We start from the raw sequence: 18,034 nt of genomic DNA, 5'->3' as shown, positions 1-18,034 counted from the left end.
GCTTAGTTTCCTTTACCGGCAACGGCGGTGCTGCTGCTGGCCACGGCGGCGGCCGGCACGGCCTTGGCCGCCGTCAGCTCCACTTTCTGGCCATCCTTGAAGGTCGAGCCGGGCGTGCGCAGCACGGTGTCGCCACTGGCCAGCCCGCTTTGCACTTCCCACTGGCCCGTGCGCACATCGCGCGCGCCGATGCGCAAGACGGCCTTCTGCAGGGCCTTGTCCTTGATCTTCCACGTGTAGGTCTGGTCGCCCGCCTTCACCAGGGCGGAATCGGGAATCATCAGCGCGCTGACGGTGGCCGCTTCGATGCGCCCTTCCGCATACAGGCCGGCCACGCGCGGCTGTTCCTTGTCATTGAAATCGACCAGCACAGCCACCTGGCGCGTGACGGCGTTGGCGGCCGGATCGACGCGGCGCACCTTGCCCGCGAAATCCTGGCCCGGATAGCCGTTGATGCGGAACAGCACGGGCTGGCCCACCTTGACGACGCCGATCTTGTCGGCAGACACCAGGCCTTCCAGGCGCATGCTGGTCGGATCGATGACCTTGATCAATTCCTTGCCAATTTGCGCCGTATCGCCGTTCGACACCTTGCGCTCGCTCACGATGCCGTCGAACGGCGCGCGCACGAGCGTGCGCTGCAGCTGCTGGCGCGCCTGCGCGGCGCGGCTCTTCGCGGCCGACAAATCGCTCTGCGCATTGTTGCGGCGGATTTCCGCGTCTTCCAGCGCCTGCGTCGAGGTCATGCCCGAGGCGCGCAGGGTCTTCATGCGCTGGAACATGCGTTCGGACTGCTCCAGCACCTGGCTGGCGGCGCGGCTGGCCTCTTCGGCCGAATTGAGGCTGTCGCGGATGGACGTTTCGTCCAGGCGCACCAGCACGTCGCCGCGCTTGACGGCCTCGCCATTTTCCTTCATGACCTGGATCACCACGGCCGAGACTTCGGCGCGCAGGTCAGCATTGCGCTCGGGCTGCACCGAACCGGTGATGACGGGACCCGATGCCAGCGCATTGCTCTGGATGGTCAGCACATCTTCCGGCGAAATCAGCAGATTGACGCTGGCGCCCGCCTGTTCCTTGCCGTCCTTGCCAGCGCCTTTGCCAGGATCTTTGGACTCTTTGCCACAAGCGGCCAGGGCAGAAGCGATTGCCAGAACAAACAGGGTTTTGCGCAACATGGGTAATTCTCCGGATAGATAGCGCCGCTACCGGCCCGGCGGCCCGGATAGGGCAGGCAGGCGACAACAGGCATTTATTTTTATTAAAACCACAAGCGCCAAAGTATCCATGAGCGTATCCGGCCATGTCAATCGGCGGTTTCCTGTAATGCTTTAATCTATGGATGAAACGTAGTTTTTACGCCCTGAAACGCAAAACCCCGCCTTGGGCGGGGTTTTGCGTTTCAGGAGGAAAGACGCTTAGCGGCCGACAACGTAATTGATCAGGAAACCGATGGCCACGCCCGTGCACAGGCCGCCGGCGATTTCCACCAGCGTGTGGCCCATGCGCTCGCGCAAGGTCTTGTGCGCGGCGCTGGCCGCCTCTCCCGCCAGGCGGTTGATGGCAGCGGCCTGCTTGCCCACGTGCTGGCGCAGGCTGTTGGCATCGATGATGACGATGAACGCCAAGGTCACGGCCACGCCGAAGGCCGGATGGCCGATGCCTTCGCGCAGGGCGATCAGGGTGGCCATGCTGGACACGACGGCGCTATGGTTGCTGGGAAAGCCGCCATTGCCGACCAGGCCGAACGCCCATTGGCGCGTGCGGGCGCTGTTGATCAGGAATTTGATCGGCCCGACCAGTATCCAGGTGATCAGGGGCGTGACGAGGTAGGCGATATCCACGGGTAATTCCTTCTTGTATAGGTAGTCAGGGTGCCGGCCGCGGCCGCTTGCGGCGGCCGGGCTGGCGCGCCGCAATTATCGCAGATCGGACGCGCCAGCAGAACTGCGAATCGCTGCCGTATAAAACGCCGCCTGCGGCGGCAAGTAATATAAAATCATGGCATATACAACAATTGACGTATATCAACACTGCTAGTGGCGCGTACAAGGGCGCTGATAATCAAACGTCTTTTCACATTTGCAACGGGGTTTCCATGCGGCATTTCAGAATTTCTTTTTTCGTTACCTTCGTCCTGATGGCGGTCTCCGGCTGGTGGGGCTACAGCCATGGCGGCACCTCGGGCATGATCCAGGCGCTGTGGATCACGGGCGTGCTGGGCATCATGGAAGTGTCGCTCTCGTTCGACAACGCCGTGGTGAATGCCTCGGTCTTGCGTCACTGGAATGAGTTCTGGCAAAAACTGTTTTTGACGGTCGGTATTCTCGTGGCCGTGTTCGGCATGCGCTTGCTGTTCCCGCTGGTCATCGTGTCGGTGGCCACGGGGCTGGGCCTGGTTGACGTATGGACCATGGCCACCACCACGCCGGACGTGTATGCCAAGCACCTGACGGACAACCACGCGCAGGTGGCGGCGTTCGGCGGCGCCTTTTTGCTGCTGGTGTTCCTGAACTTCCTGTTCGACGACGAGAAGGAATTGCACTGGCTGGGCTGGGCCGAGGAAAAAGTCAACGCGCTGGGCACGGAAAGCCTGGCCGTGCTGATCACCATGGGCGCCGTGGCCGCCTGCGTGGCCATGGGCCCGGTGGAAGAAAAATACAGCGTGCTCGCTTCGGGCATCGTCGGCATCGCCGTCTACATCGGCGTGAACTGGATCAGCGGCTTGCTGGAAGAAGGCGAGCCGGACTTGCAGGATGATGCTGAAGACAGCGCCGCGCCGGCGAAAAGCGGCAATGGCGACCTGGTGAAAACGGTGGCGCGCGGCAGCATCGGCGGCTTCCTGTACCTGGAAGTGCTCGATGCCTCGTTCAGCTTTGACGGCGTGATCGGCGCGTTTGCCATCACCAACGACGTCGTCGTCATCATGCTGGGCCTGGCCATCGGCGCCATGTTCGTGCGTTCCATGACGGTGTTCCTGGTGCACAAGGGTACCCTGGACGAATTCGTCTACCTGGAACACGGCGCGCACTATGCGATCGGCATCCTGGCCCTGATCATGCTGGCGTCCGTCAAGTATCATATTCCGGAGTGGTTCACGGGCCTGTCGGGCGTGGCCTTCATCCTGGTCTCGCTGTGGTCATCCTTGCGCTATCGCAAGCGGCACGCGGCACAAGCTTGAAATCGGGGGTTCCGCCCCCAATTGAGAGAGTAATGGCACGAGCGCCTTGCGCTCATCCCATGAAGGCATGATCGAGTTTAATTATTTAAGGAGCACCACATGGCAATCAGTTTGCAAAAAGGCGGCAACGTCAACCTGAGCAAGGAAGCACCGAACCTGAAGAAGATCATCATCGGCCTCGGCTGGGATCCTCGCTCGACCGACGGTGCCACCTTCGACCTTGACGGCAGCGCTTTCCTCCTGAAAAACGACGGCAAAGTCCGTGGCGACTCTGACTTTATCTTCTACAACAACCTGAAGTCCACCGACGGCTCCGTCGTCCACACGGGCGACAACCAGACCGGCGAAGGCGAAGGCGACGATGAACGCATCGAAATCGACCTGACCCGCGTACCAAACGACATCGAGCGCATCAGCATCACCGTGACGATTCACGACGCCGACGCGCGCCGCCAGAACTTCGGCATGGTCTCGAAAGCCTTCATCCGCTGCCTGAACGCGGAAGGCGAAAAAGAAATCGCCCGCTACGACCTGTCCGAAGACAGCTCGACGGAAACGGCGATGATCTTTGGCGAGATCTACCGCTACAACGGCGAATGGAAGTTCAAGGCCATCGGCCAGGGCTTCAACGGCGGCCTGGGCCCCCTCGCCCGCTCGTTCGGCGTGAACGCTTAAATTCACGCTCGTTAAACCTGCTGCGCCGCGCATGGAGCGTGCGCGTGACGGTTTTCCGAGGTGAATTATCTTAATGTCATATCATTGCTGCCGCCTGCACAGATCAGGCGGCTTTTTTTTTGGAGATTTATCATGCCAGTATTTAGTGTCACCGGCGACGTCGATCCTTTCTTGCACGTCAGCATGAAACAGGGCGAAACCATCTATTGCGAATCGGATGCGATGGTGATGATGGAAACGGCGCTCGATTTGAAGGGCAAGATGACGGGTGGCCTGGGCAGCGCCATCATGCGCCGCTTCGCCAACGGCGAATCGTTCTTCCAGCAGCATATCGAAGCGGTGCGCGGCAGCGGCGACTGCCTGCTCTCGCCCACCCTGCCGGGCGCCATCGAAGTGGTCGACGTGGGCGCGCGCCAGTACCTGCTCAACGACGGCGCCTTTGTCGCCGCCACTGCGGGCACGGAAATGAAGGTGCGCACGCAAAGCATCGGCAACGCCTTGTTCGCCCAGTCGGGCGGCTTCTTCGTCATGGAGACGGCCGGCACGGGACAAGTGGTGGTGTCGGGCTTCGGCTCCATGTTCCAGCTCGACGTCGAGCCGGGCAAGGACGTCGTGATCGACAATTCCCACGTGGTCTGCTGGGACAACAGCCTGAAATACGAGATTTCCGTGACCACGGGCGGCGGCTCGGGCGGCGGCGGCGGCATCGGCGGCTTCCTCGGCAATATCGTCAACAGCGTGACCAGCGGCGAAGGCATCGTGCTGCGCTTTTCCGGCTCGGGCAAGGTCTTCATCTGCTCGCGCAACCGCGATGCGTTCCTGAAATGGACAGCCAGCGGCAAGGCCGGCTGATCCCCTCTATCTAAGGCCAGGTTAAGTTTTTCTGGCTACACTGCCCGCGCGCGCACCTGCGCGCGGCTTTTCCTTTCTTTACCCGGTCCCCGTACATGCAAAGAGTCTGGTTCAACAAAACATTTTCCTCGGTCGGCACGGCCATGCGCCTGATCCGCGAGGCCGACATGGCCGCCACTAGCGGTGCGCCCCGCTACCACATCGTGTGCAGCAATACGAACGCGCATGCGGCCGCTTTTTTGTCGGCGCATGAATACGCAGTTGAACCCTCGGGGCTGACGGGCCTCAATTATGTCGAGTGGTGCCTGGAATTTTGCCGCGACCGCAATATCACCATTTTCTGGCCCGGCAAGGAAGCGGGCCTGGTCGGCAGCGCCAGCGCGCGCTTTGCCGCCATCGGCACGCGCGTGCTCAGCGTGGCCAGCGAAGACACCCTGGCCTTGATGCACGACAAGGCGCGCTTCTGCGACGGCCTCGACCTGCCCATGGCGCGCCCGGCCGACTACCGCGCCGTGACCACCATTGCAGAATACGACGCCGCCTACGCCGAGCTGCGCCCTCGCTATCCTAAGCTGTGCATCAAGCCTTCGGAATCCGTGTATGGCCTGGGCTTTGCCGTGCTCGATGAAGAGCGCAGCAGCGCCCAGCTGCTGCTGGCCGGCGCCGCCTACCAGGTCAATGCGCAAGAGCTGCGCGCGGGCCTGGCGCAGATGGCAACCTTCAAGACCCTGCTGCTGATGGAGTACCTGGACGGCCACGAATACAGCGCCGACTGCGTCGCCGACCAGGGCGCCCTCATTTGCGCCGTGCCGCGCAAGAAGCTGCATGGGGGCGGCAGCGGGCAGCTGATCGAACTGCGCGCCGACCTGCTGGCCGCCTGCGACAAGCTGGCGCGCGACTACCGCCTGAACGGCGTCTTCAACATCCAGTTCCGCGAGGGCGCGAATGGCCTGGCTTTGTTGGAAATCAATCCGCGCATGTCGGGCGGCATCGGCATGGCGTGCGCAGCCGGTCCCAACCTGCCCTACCTGGCGCTGGCCGGCTTCGACCAGGGTTTCGACAAGCTCGCCGTGCCCGCCATCCTCGAGGGCATGCGCGTGGCGGAAGCCGCCTACGCCGTGGAGCTGCCATGAATATCGTCAAGCAGCAGATGCCCACGGGCGAGCTGACCTTGAAGGTGGACGAGGCGCGCTTTCCGCTGGACTGGCTGATCGGCTTTGCCGCGCGCGCCAACGCCAAACGGGGCTTTTTGTTCCTGTCCAAGGTGCTGGGCAAGCACTGGCCCGTCACGCCGCGCGCCATGCAAGCCATCCACGCCGACCTGGCCGCGCAAATTCCCCCCAGCCTGCCCGGTCCCGTGGTCTTCATCGCCATGGCCGAAACGGCCGTCGGCCTGGGCCAGGGCGTGTTCGAGGCGTGGCTGCGCGCCAACCCGAACGGCAAGGCCCTGTTTTTGCACAGCTCGCGCTACCGCGTCGGCACGGTGCCCTTCTTCGAATTCGAGGAATCGCACAGCCACGCGCCGCGCCAGTTTTTACACTTGTCGGACGCGGCCAGCGCGCTGTTTTCCACGGCGCGCAGCCTGGTGCTGATCGACGACGAGGCATCGACCGGCAATACCTTCGCCAACCTGGTGCAGGTGTGCCGCGCGCGCTATCCGCAGCTGGAAAAGCTGCACCTGGGCGTGATCACCAATTTCATGGGCAAGGCCGCCAACGCGGGCCTGAGTGAACGTTTCGGCCTGCCTACCAGCATAGGCGCGGCGCTGTCCGGCCACTACGCCTTCCAGGCCGGCGCTGCGCCGGCACCCGTGGCGGCCAGCGCGCAGCGCTTCGAGGCGAATGCGGAACGGGGCGCCAGCCCCGCGTTCGGGCGCATCGGCGTGAGCCGTGCCCTGAGCCCGCCGCAAGGCCTGGCCGTGCAGCTGGCGCAGGAAATCGGCGCCGGCGACTCCGTGCTGGTGCTGGGCACGGGCGAATTCATGCACCCGTCCTTCCTGCTGGCGCGCGAGCTCGAAGCGCTGGGCAAGAGCGTGGTGGTGCAGTCGACCACGCGCTCGCCCATCCTGTCATGGGGTTCCGTCGGCCATATCGTCAACTGCGACGACAATTACGGCGAAGGCATCGCCAACTACCTGTACAACGTGGCGCCTGGCCAGTACCGGCACGTGTTCATCTGCCATGAAACCCCGGCCAGCCCGGCCCTCATGCAACTCGCCGGCCAGTTGAATGGCCGCCTGTTCCACTTTCAGTCAGAGACCAAAATTGAAGAAATTCCTGTTTGTTGACCTGGACGACACACTGTTCCAGACCCCGAAAAAATGCCCGGGCGAGACCGGGCTGCAGCCGGCCGCCTATTTGAAAAATGGCGATGCCTGCTCGTTTACGACGGCGCGCCAGCGCGCCTTCTTTGAGTTTGCGCAAAGCGGCATGACATTGATACCCGCCACGGCCAGGAATGGCGATGCGTTCCGCCGCGTCGACCTGCCATTTACCAGCTACAGCGTGCTCGATTACGGCGGCATCGTGCTGCAGCCGGGCGGCGCGCTCGACGCGGGCTGGCTGGCGCTGATGCAGAACGACATGCAGACGGCCTTGCCCGGCCTGCGGGACGCCATGCGCATCATCGACGATTTCCAGGCCAAGACGGGCATGCCCTCGCGCGCGCGCCTGATCGAGGACTACGACACGCCGTTCTACATCGTCGTCAAGGACCATGAAGCGCGCGGCGAGCGCCTGGCCGACATCGAAGAGCAGGTGCTGCTGCAGTGGATCGCGACCGAAGGGTCCGACTACTTCATTCACCGCAACGGCAACAACCTGGCCGTGCTGCCCAAGAGCCTGAACAAGGCGCGCGCCGTGGCCTACCTGCGCGCGGAGCTGGAAGCCGAACATGGCCCCATCGTCAGCTTCGGCATGGGCGACAGCCGTTCGGACGCGCGCTTCATGGCCGCCTGCGACTACGCCATCATCCCCAACGGCACCCAGTTGGCGGCACTCACGGTGGCGGCGCTATGACCGACAGCACGCAGCATTTCAGCGGCAGCTACCGCCAGGAAGACGTGGAATTTCTGCTCACGCCGATGGCGCTCGAACCCATCCTCGACCTGGCCGAAAAAGAGCGTCTGATCCAGTCCGGCCAGCGCCACTACAGCGAGATGCTGTCACCGGAGTCGCTGCCCTCACCCGCCTACCTGGCCCTGTTCCAGAGCGCATTTGCCGCCAACCGCCTGCAGATGGCGCGCGACTGCCTGCGCCTGGCCGCCCTGATCGCGGCGCGCCGCGCTGGCCCCGTCACTTTGGTGTCGCTGGCGCGCGCCGGCACGCCCGTGGGCGTCATCCTCGGCCATTTGCTGCGCCAGGTCTTCCAGCGCGAGTGCCGCCATTATTCCGTCTCCATCATCCGCGACCGCGGCATCGATGCGAACGCCTTGAAGCACATCCTGGCGCAGGGCCATGCGCCGGAGTCCATCGTCTTCGTCGACGGCTGGACCGGCAAGGGCGTGATTTCGCGCGAACTGCGCCAGACGGTCCACGATTTCAACGCCGCCAATGGCACGGCCATCGACGGCGGCCTGTTCGTGCTGTCCGACCTGGCCGGCACGGCCGCCTGCGCCGCCTCGGCCAGCGACTACCTGATCCCGTCGAGCATCTTGAACGCCACCGTCTCGGGCCTGGTGAGCCGCTCCGTGCTCAATGATGCCATCGGCCCCGGCGACTTCCACGGCTGCGTGTACTACGCGCAGTTCGAGCAGCACGACCAGTCGCGCGCTTTCGCCGACGGCCTGGTGGCCGACGCCATGGCGATTGCCGCCAGCAGCGGCATCCCGCTGGCCGAGGCAAGCGATGCGCCGGCCATGGCGGCCCGCTCGCAAGCCTACATGGCCGCCGCGCAGCAGCAATACGGCATCAGCGACATCAACCTGATCAAGCCGGGCATCGGCGAAGCGACGCGCGTGCTGCTGCGCCGCGTGCCGGAGCGCCTGATCGTGCGCGACACGAATGCGCCCGACGTGGCACATTTGCTGCTTCTGGCGCAGGAAAAGGCCATACCCGTCACCGTAGAACCGGCGCTGCCTTACCAGGCGGTCGCCCTCATCAGGAGCGCAGTCGATGGATAACTCCATACACCCACAAAGCGAACACAAGGCGGCGCTAGGCGCCTCCATGTATGTGCCGACCACGCACAAGGACTTGCTGGCCATCGCCAATGGCGACAAATTCAGCCATTTGCGTTCGGTGATCTTTTGCACCGAAGACGCCATCGCCGAGCGCGACCTCAGCTATGCACTGTTCAACCTGTCGCTGGCGCTGCAAAACATGCGCGAAGATTCGGACACCTTGCGTTTCGTGCGCGTGCGCAATGTCGACGTGCTGGCGCGCGTGCTGGCCATGCCCGGCGCCGACAAATTGAGCGGCTTCGTGCTGCCCAAGTCCACGCACCACAATTTTGCCGCGTATTTCGACCAGGTGCGCCACACGCATCACCTCTTGATGCCGACCCTGGAAACGGCGGAAGTGTTCGACGACGAGGAAATGAAGCAGTTCAGGATCACCTTGTCCGCGCCGGAAGTACGGCGCCGCATCCTGGCGCTGCGCATCGGCGGCAACGATTTATTAGCCCTGCTGGGCTTGCGCCGCCCCACCAGCGGCACCATCTACCAGACGCCGCTGGGGCAGGTCATCGGCCGCCTGGTGACGATTTTCAAGCCGCACGGCTTCCAGCTGACGGCGCCCGTCTTCGAGCACCTGTCGCAGGGCAGCTGGCTCGATGCCGAAGTGGCGCAGGACATGGCGCACGGCATGATCGCCAAGACCGCCATCCACCCGGACCAGGTGCCGCAGATCGAACGCCACTACCAGGTGGCGCAGTCGGACATCGAACTGGCCCTGCGCATCATCGACCCGGACAGCCCGGCCGTGTTCCGCATGCAGGAATCGATGTGCGAGGTGGCGACCCACTCGAGCTGGGCGCAGCGCATCATCGAACAGGCGCGCCTGTTCGGCATCCGCCACGCCGCCGATGGCGGCGCGCCGGCTTCCAATCCAACTCAACTCACCAGCGACGAAGGGACTGCACGACCATGAGCAATTTCACACGCGGACAAAAAGGCAAACTGGCTGACCTGGGCTTGAACGGTCCGTTTGCCGTCACTCTCGATATCGCTTCCGGCTCGATGGAAGTGGACGTCAGCTGCTTCGGCGTCGACGCGGCCGGCAAGCTGTCGGACGACCGCTACATGGTGTTCTACAACCAGAAAAGCGCGCCGGACAACGCCGTCGCGCTGGAGCTGAACGGCCCCCGTTCCACCTTCCAGGTGGACCTTGCCCGCCTGCCCGCCTCGATCGACAAGCTGGTATTCACGGCGGCGACGGAACAGGGCAGCATGCGCGCGCTGGGCGCGTCCAGCATGGCGCTGGGCCAGGCCGCCACCTTCGCCTTCACGGGCACGGACTTCCAGGACGAGAAAGCCGTCATCATCGGCGAACTGTATCGCCGCGACGGCAGCTGGCGCTTCGGTGCCGTGGGCCAGGGTTTCGCCGGCGGCCTGGCGGCGCTGCTGAAGCACTTCGGCGGCAGCGAGGCGGCGCAATCCTCGCCGGCGCCGGCTTCCGCGCCCGCACCGGCGGCCCCGCCACCGCCGCCGCCAGCGGCCAACAAGATTTCGCTGTCGAAGATCCGCCTGGAAAAGCGCGGCGACAAGATTTCGCTCGACAAGCGCGACAGCGGCGGCTATGGCCGCATCCGGGTCAACCTGAACTGGAACCAGAACGCATCGCAGGGCCAGGCGCCCGCCTCCAAGCTCGATACGGGCTTCCTCGGCAAGCTGTTCAACAAGCCGGCCGGCCGCGCGGGCGGCATCGACCTCGATATCGGCTGCCTGTTCGAGATGAGCAATGGCAGCAAGAGCGCCGTGCAGGCGCTGGGCAACAGCTGGGGCGCGTATGACCGGCCACCGTACATCCACCTGGAAGGCGACGACCGCACGGGCAGCGTCAGCAGCGGTGAAAACATCTTCATCAACGGCACCCATTTCGACCAGATCAAGCGCGTGCTCGTCTACGCCTTCATCTACGAAGGCGTGCCGAACTGGGCGGCCACGGATGGCGTGGTGACGATCGAGATTCCGGGCCAGCCGACCGTGGAAGTGCGGCTCGACAGCGACAGCCAGCACGCCATGTGCGCCATCGCCATGCTGGAAAACCACGGCGGCAACCTGCAGGTGACGAAATTGGTGGAATACTTCGGCGGCCAAGGTAAAATCACGGCGCACCAGGCCATGGACGAACGCTACAACTTTGGCCTGAACTGGAAAGCCGGCCGCAAAGACTGAGGGAACGCTTAAAAAAGTCCATGGCGGCGTTGCATTGCCTTGCCCTGTACCTTTTTAAGCATCCCCATTTTCTTACCTAAACTACCCTAACATGACCCCTACGACCAAAAAAGTCACCTTCGCCTTCGCCATCTTCCTCGTCGCCGGCTTCCTGCTGCTGGCCGCCTACACGTGGATGGCCCTGAGCTTCTCGTACTCGGAGGGGGAGCGGGCGGGCTATCTGCAAAAGTTTTCCAAGCGGGGCTGGATCTGCAAGACCTGGGAAGGCGAATTGCTGCTGACGGCGCTGCCGGGCACCATCCCGGAAAAGTTCCAGTTCAGCGTGCGCGACGAGGAAGTGGCGAAACAGCTGACGGCCGCGGCCGGCAAGCGCATCCTCGTCACCTACAGCCAGCACAAGGGCGTGCCCACGCAATGCTTCGGCGAAACGGAATACTTTGCCGACAAGGTGGTATTAAGCCAGTAACTCCCGTATTCCCGCAATTGCGCGCCGGCTGGCCATTCCAGGCCGGCGCCCTCCTCCTCCCGTCGTTCCCTCGCCATTGCAGTAATGAATTTCCAGCAAGAAATTTGTTACGTGCCTCACAGATTCTCACTTTCTTATACACTATAGCAATTAGTTCTGACTGAGACATTCTACAAATGTAGTAAATGTGCGTGACCGTTGCGCTATCGCATGACGCCCAGCCAGCCCACCTTTAGCGTGTATCACCACTACCGGAAACTCCATGCGCATCCACCTCCGCGGCCTGCTCCTGCTGGCCAGTTCGCTCCCCCTGTCGCTGCAGGCGCAGGACATCTCCGGCATGGCCGGCGCCCTGAAAGTCAGTTCCACCAAGGAGCGCACCTTCGTCGCCGCCGTCAGCTATACCCAGCCAGTGGGCAATTACAATGCCGTGAGCCTGTCCTACATCAATGAAGGCCATCCGGAAGACCATCATCGCGACGGCATGGCGGGCCAGTTCTGGCTGCGCACGAAGAAAGTCGAGCAGGGCCTGACCCTGGGCGCGGGCGCGGGACGCTATTTTTTCTTCGATACGGCCAGGACCGACGACGGCCTCCATAACTTCGACAATGACCACGGCTGGGGCTCCATCGTCAGCCTGCAGGCGCGCTGGCAGTTCGACAACCGCTGGTATGCGCAAGCGCAGCTCAACCGCATCAAGCCCGATGGCAAGGACAACACCACGCATCTGCTGATCGGCGCCGGCTACCGCTATGACGGCGTGCCGGGCGCCAAGCTGCACCTGCAGAACTGGGCACACGACGACACGCTGACCGTCTCGACGGGCCACACCATCGTCAACAGCCTGCGTTCCGAAAGCTCGCGCCCGTTCACGCTGGAATACCGGCGCGCGGCGGGAAAATACGTGGACTGGACCGCCACCGCCATCGATGAAGGCAGCACGGCGCTGGCGCACCGGCGCGGCGTGGCCGCCCAGCTCTGGCTGATCCGCTCGCTCAATGAAAAGGTGGAATTCGGCATGGGCGGCGGCCCTTACCTGGCGTGGGATGCCCGCGACACGCAGGGCCACAGCACGCGCCTGACAGGCTTGCTGTCAGCGGCTGGCCGCTACCACTTCGACCGCCGCTGGGTGGGGCAAGTGGCGTGGAACCGCGTGATCACGGACTATCACCGCGATGCGGATGTGATTTTGCTGGGGGTAGGCAGGAAGTTCTGATGGAAATGCGGACGCAACCCAAACCTGGAATTGGGGCCGGTCGCTGCGCGACTGGAACGCAGTCCGTTGGACTGCGTTTCCCCATCAAGGTCCGACCCCGGCTGTTATCGGGTTTTCAGGCTCTCAGCGTGAACGCCAGACGGCGCCAGCCTCGTTAGGCTGCGTCAGGCGCTCGATCACTTCGCGCGTCAGACTGGCCGAACTCACCTGCCCTGCCCTGGCGCGGGCGGCGGCCAGGGTACCGGAAAACGCTTCCGGCTGCTGCATGCTGGCGCGCAGGACGGCCAGTTCACGCTCCTGCTCCTGCGCGCGGCGCACGTCCAGTTCCAGCAATTGCTGCCTGGCTTCGGCCATGGCACGCGTGGTGTCGGCCGCCTTGCGCTGCAGGGCCGCATGGGCCTGGGCGCTGGTCAGCAAGGCTTGCTGCGCTGCCAGCTTCTCGCCGGCGGCCTGCTGCGCCGCCAGTTCCAGCTGTTCGCGCTGGCGCATGGCGTCGAGCGCCTGCTGTTCCATGGCGGCGCGCGTTTCGGCGGCCTGCGTGGCCTGCTTTTCCGCTTCCAGGCGGCCGGCGATGGCTTGCGAGGCGCGCTCCTCGGCGGCCGTCGTCTGGCGCTGCTGCACCAGTTTTTGCGCAATCAGCGCCAGCGATTCGCGTTCGGCCGCGACGAAGTCGCGTTCGGACGCCAGCAAGGCATCGGCTGCCTGCGCCTTTTCCGCTTCCACGCGGGCGCGCTCGCCATGCACCTGGCCCAGTTCCACGGCCAGGCGCGCCTGCGCCTGCACGGCTTGCGCGGCAGCCGCCTTTTGCTCGCCGTCGACCAGTGCCTGCTCCATCAGGATGCGAATGGCGTCCGCTTCCTTTTGCGCCGCTTCCCGCAACGCCAGTTCGGCCGCATGCTGGCCGCGCAGCAGTTCGGCTTGCGCCTGTTCCGACGCGAGGCGTTCCTGCGCCGCGTTGAAGGCCAGCGCTTCCGCTGCCAGTTTCTCTTTCAGGGCGGCGATGGCGGCCTGCTCGGCGGCCAGGCGCTCCTGCTCCGCCTGCAGCAGCTGCTCTGCCTGCCGGGCTTTTTCCTGCGCCAGTTGCGACGCCTGTTCCTGCGCGGCCAATGTCGCCTTGCCGGCATCGACCTCGGCCTGCTCGGCTTCGTTCTGGCGGGCGGCCAGTTGCGATGCCTGGCGCGCCAGTTCGGCGCGTTCCTGCGCCAGGCCGGCGGCGCGCTGCTGCTCTTGCAGTTCGCTGGCGGCCGCCACGGCGGCAGCCTGTTCGGCCGCTTCGCGGGCCTTGGTTTCCTCGAGGGCCGCCGTTTCCGCTTCCAGCTTGGCGTGGCCGGCGATTTCCGCATCCTGTTCGGCGGCCACACGGGCCAGCGCCACGGCGCGCAGCTGGCGGTCCACCTCGATGCGCGCCTCGGTGGCGGCCAGGATGCGCACGTCGGCGTCGCGGCGCGCCTGCGCGCTGGCCACGGCAACCATTTCCAGGCGTTCGCGGTGGATGGCCGCGTCGCGCAATTCCTTTTCCGTCTGCAGGCGCAAGCGCAGCGACTGCGCCGCATGGCGTTCCGATTCGGCCTGCGCCAGCGCGATGGCTTCGCGTTCCTGTTCCAGGTGCGCCAGCGCGCGCGCTTCTTCCAGCGCGCGCACTTCGGCGGCGGCGCGGTTGAAGGCCGATTCCAGCGCGATCTGGTCGGCGCGCTCGCGCTGCACCGTCAGTTCCAGCGCCTCGCTTTCCGCTTCGGCCAGCATCTGCGCCGTCTGGCGCGCGCCATGGGCGTGGCGCTCGCGTTCGCGCGCCAGCACGGCGACACGGGCGTCGGCCGAGGCGATGCCCACCATTTCTTCCTTGGCCGCCTGCACGGCGGCGACGCGCTCGACGGCCTGCAGGCGCGCCTGCTCCGTCTGCACCTGCAATTCCTCGGCGGCGCGGGCGGCCTGCTCGGCCAGTTCCGACTGCACCGCCACCTGCTCGCTGGCGCGCAGGCGGCTTTCCTGTTCGGCGCGGGTGCGCTGTTCCGCGGCCAGGCGGATTTCATTGTCCGATTCCACGCGGGCGCGCAGTTCGGCCGTCTCCTGCTTCACCGCTTCCAGGCGGGCCACGCTGGCCTGCGCGGCGGCGCGCATGGTTTCCAGGCGGTCGCGGTTGGCGGCAATCGCCTCTTCGGCTGCCTGCGCGTTTTGCTGTGCGGCGGCGGCGGCGGCCGCATCGATGGCGGCGCGGTCCTCGGCCAGCGAGCGCACGCGCGCCTCGGCCAGGGCCCGGCTTTCGGCGGCGCAGGTGGCCTTCGCTTCGGCTTCCACGCGGGCGATGGCCTCGTGGATGGCTTTCAATTCCATTTGCTGGCGGCCGGCGGCGGGCGCCTTGCTGTCGCTTTCCACTTCCGGTTCTGCCGGCGGCTGTGGCGAAATGGCGGCAATTGGGGCTGGTACTTCCGCCTTGCTCTCCAGGTCCTTGAAATCATGCAGCGAAACGATGCTGTCCTGGTCGAACTCGTCGTCGGCGGCATACGCGACGGAGAGGGAAACGGCCTGGCGCTGATTTTGCTGTGCTTGCATGATTTCTCGCTTATTCGGGTGAATTCCGTTGCTTATGGGAATTTATTAGCACCATTATCGAACAGGCATGCGCAAATCAGCGCGGCAAGAAGAGCCTCTTTTACCGCTCTTTTCCTCATTTCACCAATCAAACCTGCTGCGCGGCGCGCTTTGCGGCCGGCGATGCTCACTGGGCTTCAGCCCAGTTGCGCTTCTCGGCCACAAATCACTGCCGCTCGCTACGGTTTTATTGGCAAAATATGCATTCAGATGGGCCAGAGCGGCGCTTCATCCATCAGCGCCACCTGCTCCCTGAGTTCCAGGATGCGGTCCTGCCAGTAGCGCTGCGTGTTAAACCACGGGAAGGCGACGGGGAAGGCGGGGTCGTCCCAGCGGCGCGCCAGCCAGGCCGAATAATGGATCAGGCGCAGGGTGCGCAGCGCTTCGACCAGGTACAGCTGGCGCGGGTCGAAATCGCAGAAATCCTCGTAGCCGGCCAGGATGTCGCTCATCTGGCGCACCTGGTCGCCGCGCTCGCCCGACAGCATCATCCACAGGTCCTGGATGGCCGGGCCCATGCGGCTGTCGTCGAAGTCGACGAAATGCGGGCCGGCGTCCGTCCACAGCACGTTGCCGCCATGGCAATCGCCATGCGTGCGCAGCACGGCCACGTCGCCGGCGCGGTCATAGCAGCGCTTGACGCCGTCGAGCGCCTGCTGCGCCACGCTGGAATACGCGGCCAGCAGTTCGGGCGGCAGGAAATTGCCTTCGAGCAAGAATTCGCGCGGCTCGACGCCAAACGTCTGGTGATCGAGGGCAGGACGTTCCTGGTAGGCGGACAGCGCGCCGACGGCGTGGATGCGGCCGATGAAGCGCCCTATCCATTCCAGCGTCGCCGGGTCGTCCAGCTCGGGCGCGCGGCCGCCGTGGCGGGGGAAGACGGCAAAGCGGAAGCCCTGGTACTGGTGCAGGGTGCTGCCGTTGATGGCCAGCGCCGGCACCACCTGGATTTCGCGCTCGACCAGCTCGGACACGAACGCGTGTTCTTCCAGGATGGCGGCATCGCTCCAGCGCGCGGGGCGGTAAAACTTGGCCACCAGCGGTGCGCTGTCCTCGATGCCCACCTGGTAGACGCGGTTTTCATAGCTGTTCAGGGCCAGCAGGCGGCCATCGCCGCGCAGGCCCACGCTGTCGAGGGCGTCGAGCACGCAATCGGGGCTCAGGGCGGAAAAGGGATGGACGGGCCGGTCGTCCTCGTGCGGCTGGTTTTCATTGTGCATAAGCGACATTGTAAGGCGCGCGCGGGGCGCCGGTGCAAACACTTCGGTGATGAAGCGCCGCAAGGCGTATACTGGCGCCTTACATTCAATCAAAGAGCAAGCCATGCAACTCGAACAGCCATTATCAGAAAAAGAATTCGACGAATTAGACCAATTCCTGTTGTCGGAGCGCTGCTCCGAGGACGCGATGACCATGGATATGCTGCACGGCTATCTGACGGCCGTCGCCATCGGCCCGGAACCGATCATGCCGGCCGAGTGGTTGCCGCGCGTGTGGGGCGAAGATGCCGAAGATGCGCCGAAATTCAAGAACAGCAAGGAAGAAGAACGCATCGTCAACCTGATCATGCGCTTCATGAACGAGGTGCTGGTGACGTTTGAAGTCGCGCCCAAGGAATTCGAAGCCCTGTTCGTCGAGCACGACTACGAAGGCCAGACCCTGATCGATGCCGAAGCGTGGTGCTGGGGCTTCTGGGACGGCATGGAACTGCGTCCCGGCTCGTGGAGCGCAATCTGGGATTCCGAAGTGGCCGAGCTGATGCAGCCGATCTACCTGCTGGGCGCCGACGAAATCAAGGAAGAAGAACTGAAACTGGTGGAAGACCCGGTCAAGGCGCACAAGCTGGCGCAGGAACTGGAAGCGAACCTGCCGGCCATCCACCGTTTCTGGGTACCGCGCCGCAAGGCTCCCGTGCAGACCCTGAAGCGCGAAGAGCCGAAAGTGGGCCGCAACGACGACTGCCCTTGCGGCAGCGGCAAGAAGTTCAAGAAATGCTGCGGCGCCGAGCCGGCAGCCGAGTAATACGCAGAGACGCACCTAGTTACTCTTGAACGCCGGGCACCGTCCCGGCGTTTTTCATTCCGCTTCCTCGATTGCGTCCGCCCCGCCACTTCGCCTATAATTGAGAATAATTCTTATTTGCATTACTGCCGCATGGCAGCCGAACTCCTGGAGGCGTCCATGCCGCTGGTCCATCCCCAACCCACTTCCGACACCCTGGTGCAAACGCTGTATGGCGACCACCATGGCTGGCTGCTGGGTTGGCTGCGCAAGAAACTGAACAGCCAGGCTCATGCTGCCGACCTGGCGCACGATACATTCGCGCGGCTGCTGGGCGCGCCGGCACCAGGCAGCCCCGGCGCCCTGGCATTGCGCTCGCCGCGGGCCTATCTGACCACCATCGCGCGCGGCCTGATGATCGACAGCTTCCGCCGCGCCGACCTGGAGCAGGCCTACCTGGCAGACCTGGCTGCCTTGCCGCCGGCCTTGCACCCCTCGCCCGAAGAACGGATGCTGGCGCTGCAAACGCTCGAAGCGCTGGGCCGCATCCTCGACGCGATGACACCGAAAACCCGCCAGGCCTGGCTGTTGAGCCGCCTCGACGGACTGGCGCATGCCGACATCGCCGCGCAGATGAAGGTCTCCGTGCCGCGCGTGCGGCAATACCTGGCCAATGCCGCGCGCCTGGCCTATCACCTGCAATTTGGCGAGGCCGGCTGA

General features: G+C 64.4%; 17 protein-coding genes. 13 read left to right on the top strand and 4 right to left on the bottom strand.

Annotation, left to right across the window (positions count from 1 at the left end; genetic code table 11):
- Window positions 1–2 precede the first annotated feature (2 nt).
- Window positions 3–1,178, bottom strand: coding sequence for an efflux RND transporter periplasmic adaptor subunit (locus tag AC3RCJ_RS09130; RefSeq protein WP_492963816.1), 1,176 nt, complete (start codon window positions 1,176–1,178; stop codon window positions 3–5).
- 240 nt (window positions 1,179–1,418) lie between these two features.
- Complete coding sequence (locus AC3RCJ_RS09125; protein WP_492963818.1) at window positions 1,419–1,844, bottom strand: divergent PAP2 family protein; 426 nt, start codon at window positions 1,842–1,844, stop codon at window positions 1,419–1,421.
- A 254-nt stretch (window positions 1,845–2,098) separates the two neighbouring features.
- On the opposite strand from AC3RCJ_RS09125, the gene AC3RCJ_RS09120 reads away from it, so the two are divergent.
- The 11 genes from AC3RCJ_RS09120 to AC3RCJ_RS09070 all read left to right on the top strand — a co-directional run bounded on the left by AC3RCJ_RS09120 (window position 2,099) and on the right by AC3RCJ_RS09070 (window position 12,724).
- The gene (locus AC3RCJ_RS09120) at window positions 2,099–3,181 is read left to right on the top strand and encodes a DUF475 domain-containing protein (RefSeq protein WP_492963820.1); all 1,083 of its coding nucleotides are present in this window, start codon (window positions 2,099–2,101) and stop codon (window positions 3,179–3,181) included.
- A 99-nt stretch (window positions 3,182–3,280) separates the two neighbouring features.
- Entirely contained in the window at window positions 3,281–3,856 is a 576-nt protein-coding gene (locus AC3RCJ_RS09115) for a TerD family protein (RefSeq protein WP_492963822.1), read from the top strand.
- A 132-nt stretch (window positions 3,857–3,988) separates the two neighbouring features.
- The gene (locus AC3RCJ_RS09110) at window positions 3,989–4,708 is read left to right on the top strand and encodes a TIGR00266 family protein (RefSeq protein ID WP_492963824.1); all 720 of its coding nucleotides are present in this window, start codon (window positions 3,989–3,991) and stop codon (window positions 4,706–4,708) included.
- A 95-nt stretch (window positions 4,709–4,803) separates the two neighbouring features.
- Window positions 4,804–5,841 carry an ATP-grasp domain-containing protein gene (locus AC3RCJ_RS09105; RefSeq protein ID WP_492963826.1) on the top strand — a complete coding sequence of 346 codons (1,038 nt, stop codon included), beginning with the start codon at window positions 4,804–4,806 and terminating at the stop codon, window positions 5,839–5,841.
- Window positions 5,838–6,995 carry a phosphoribosyltransferase domain-containing protein gene (locus AC3RCJ_RS09100; protein ID WP_492963828.1) on the top strand — a complete coding sequence of 386 codons (1,158 nt, stop codon included), beginning with the start codon at window positions 5,838–5,840 and terminating at the stop codon, window positions 6,993–6,995. Before AC3RCJ_RS09105 ends, AC3RCJ_RS09100 begins: the two co-directional genes overlap by 4 nt.
- Window positions 6,973–7,725 (top strand): HAD family hydrolase, encoded by a 753-nt coding sequence (locus AC3RCJ_RS09095; RefSeq protein ID WP_492963830.1) that lies wholly within the window; start codon window positions 6,973–6,975, stop codon window positions 7,723–7,725. The genes AC3RCJ_RS09100 and AC3RCJ_RS09095 overlap by 23 nt, the downstream gene beginning before the upstream one ends.
- Window positions 7,722–8,828, top strand: coding sequence for a cysteine protease StiP family protein (locus AC3RCJ_RS09090; protein WP_492963832.1), 1,107 nt, complete (start codon window positions 7,722–7,724; stop codon window positions 8,826–8,828). Before AC3RCJ_RS09095 ends, AC3RCJ_RS09090 begins: the two co-directional genes overlap by 4 nt.
- A complete protein-coding gene (locus AC3RCJ_RS09085) occupies window positions 8,821–9,795 on the top strand; it encodes an HpcH/HpaI aldolase/citrate lyase family protein (RefSeq protein ID WP_492963834.1) in 975 nt (324 codons plus the stop codon). Before AC3RCJ_RS09090 ends, AC3RCJ_RS09085 begins: the two co-directional genes overlap by 8 nt.
- The gene (locus AC3RCJ_RS09080; protein WP_492963836.1) at window positions 9,792–11,042 is read left to right on the top strand and encodes a TerD family protein; all 1,251 of its coding nucleotides are present in this window, start codon (window positions 9,792–9,794) and stop codon (window positions 11,040–11,042) included. The genes AC3RCJ_RS09085 and AC3RCJ_RS09080 overlap by 4 nt, the downstream gene beginning before the upstream one ends.
- Before the next feature lie 91 nt (window positions 11,043–11,133).
- On the top strand, window positions 11,134–11,508 hold the full coding sequence (locus tag AC3RCJ_RS09075; RefSeq protein WP_046682297.1) for a DUF8785 domain-containing protein: 375 nt from the start codon (window positions 11,134–11,136) through the stop codon (window positions 11,506–11,508).
- Between the two features lie 262 nt (window positions 11,509–11,770).
- Window positions 11,771–12,724, top strand: coding sequence for a hypothetical protein (locus AC3RCJ_RS09070; protein ID WP_492963838.1), 954 nt, complete (start codon window positions 11,771–11,773; stop codon window positions 12,722–12,724).
- A 123-nt stretch (window positions 12,725–12,847) separates the two neighbouring features.
- Here AC3RCJ_RS09070 and AC3RCJ_RS09065 read toward each other — a convergent pair whose 3' ends face one another.
- Both AC3RCJ_RS09065 and AC3RCJ_RS09060 read right to left on the bottom strand, forming a co-directional pair.
- A complete protein-coding gene (locus AC3RCJ_RS09065; RefSeq protein WP_492963840.1) occupies window positions 12,848–15,274 on the bottom strand; it encodes a hypothetical protein in 2,427 nt (808 codons plus the stop codon).
- 245 nt (window positions 15,275–15,519) lie between these two features.
- Window positions 15,520–16,533 carry a serine/threonine protein kinase gene (locus AC3RCJ_RS09060; protein ID WP_492963842.1) on the bottom strand — a complete coding sequence of 338 codons (1,014 nt, stop codon included), beginning with the start codon at window positions 16,531–16,533 and terminating at the stop codon, window positions 15,520–15,522.
- A gap of 103 nt (window positions 16,534–16,636) precedes the next feature.
- Between AC3RCJ_RS09060 and AC3RCJ_RS09055 the strand changes: the two genes are divergently transcribed.
- Both AC3RCJ_RS09055 and AC3RCJ_RS09050 read left to right on the top strand, forming a co-directional pair.
- Window positions 16,637–17,335, top strand: coding sequence for a UPF0149 family protein (locus AC3RCJ_RS09055; RefSeq protein ID WP_492963844.1), 699 nt, complete (start codon window positions 16,637–16,639; stop codon window positions 17,333–17,335).
- A 132-nt stretch (window positions 17,336–17,467) separates the two neighbouring features.
- Window positions 17,468–18,034: a sigma-70 family RNA polymerase sigma factor gene (locus tag AC3RCJ_RS09050; protein ID WP_492963846.1), complete on the top strand. Its 567-nt coding sequence runs from the start codon at window positions 17,468–17,470 to the stop codon at window positions 18,032–18,034.

Source organism: Janthinobacterium sp. GW822-FHT07H11, assembly GCF_058798615.1.
This window is presented reverse-complemented; position numbering and strand designations above follow the sequence as displayed.

Excerpts from the sequence above, each read along its gene's own strand:
- AC3RCJ_RS09130 (WP_492963816.1), bottom strand. The coding sequence starts at position 1,178 with ATGTTGCGCAAAACCCTGTTTGTTCTGGCAATCGCTTCTGCCCTGGCC.
- AC3RCJ_RS09120 (WP_492963820.1), top strand. The coding sequence starts at position 2,099 with ATGCGGCATTTCAGAATTTCTTTTTTCGTTACCTTCGTCCTGATGGCG.
- AC3RCJ_RS09115 (WP_492963822.1), top strand. The coding sequence starts at position 3,281 with ATGGCAATCAGTTTGCAAAAAGGCGGCAACGTCAACCTGAGCAAGGAA.
- AC3RCJ_RS09110 (WP_492963824.1), top strand. The coding sequence starts at position 3,989 with ATGCCAGTATTTAGTGTCACCGGCGACGTCGATCCTTTCTTGCACGTC.
- AC3RCJ_RS09105 (WP_492963826.1), top strand. The coding sequence starts at position 4,804 with ATGCAAAGAGTCTGGTTCAACAAAACATTTTCCTCGGTCGGCACGGCC.
- AC3RCJ_RS09100 (WP_492963828.1), top strand. The coding sequence starts at position 5,838 with ATGAATATCGTCAAGCAGCAGATGCCCACGGGCGAGCTGACCTTGAAG.
- AC3RCJ_RS09090 (WP_492963832.1), top strand. The coding sequence starts at position 7,722 with ATGACCGACAGCACGCAGCATTTCAGCGGCAGCTACCGCCAGGAAGAC.
- AC3RCJ_RS09085 (WP_492963834.1), top strand. The coding sequence starts at position 8,821 with ATGGATAACTCCATACACCCACAAAGCGAACACAAGGCGGCGCTAGGC.
- AC3RCJ_RS09080 (WP_492963836.1), top strand. The coding sequence starts at position 9,792 with ATGAGCAATTTCACACGCGGACAAAAAGGCAAACTGGCTGACCTGGGC.
- AC3RCJ_RS09075 (WP_046682297.1), top strand. The coding sequence starts at position 11,134 with ATGACCCCTACGACCAAAAAAGTCACCTTCGCCTTCGCCATCTTCCTC.
- AC3RCJ_RS09070 (WP_492963838.1), top strand. The coding sequence starts at position 11,771 with ATGCGCATCCACCTCCGCGGCCTGCTCCTGCTGGCCAGTTCGCTCCCC.
- AC3RCJ_RS09065 (WP_492963840.1), bottom strand. The coding sequence starts at position 15,274 with ATGCAAGCACAGCAAAATCAGCGCCAGGCCGTTTCCCTCTCCGTCGCG.
- AC3RCJ_RS09060 (WP_492963842.1), bottom strand. The coding sequence starts at position 16,533 with ATGCACAATGAAAACCAGCCGCACGAGGACGACCGGCCCGTCCATCCC.
- AC3RCJ_RS09055 (WP_492963844.1), top strand. The coding sequence starts at position 16,637 with ATGCAACTCGAACAGCCATTATCAGAAAAAGAATTCGACGAATTAGAC.
- AC3RCJ_RS09050 (WP_492963846.1), top strand. The coding sequence starts at position 17,468 with ATGGCAGCCGAACTCCTGGAGGCGTCCATGCCGCTGGTCCATCCCCAA.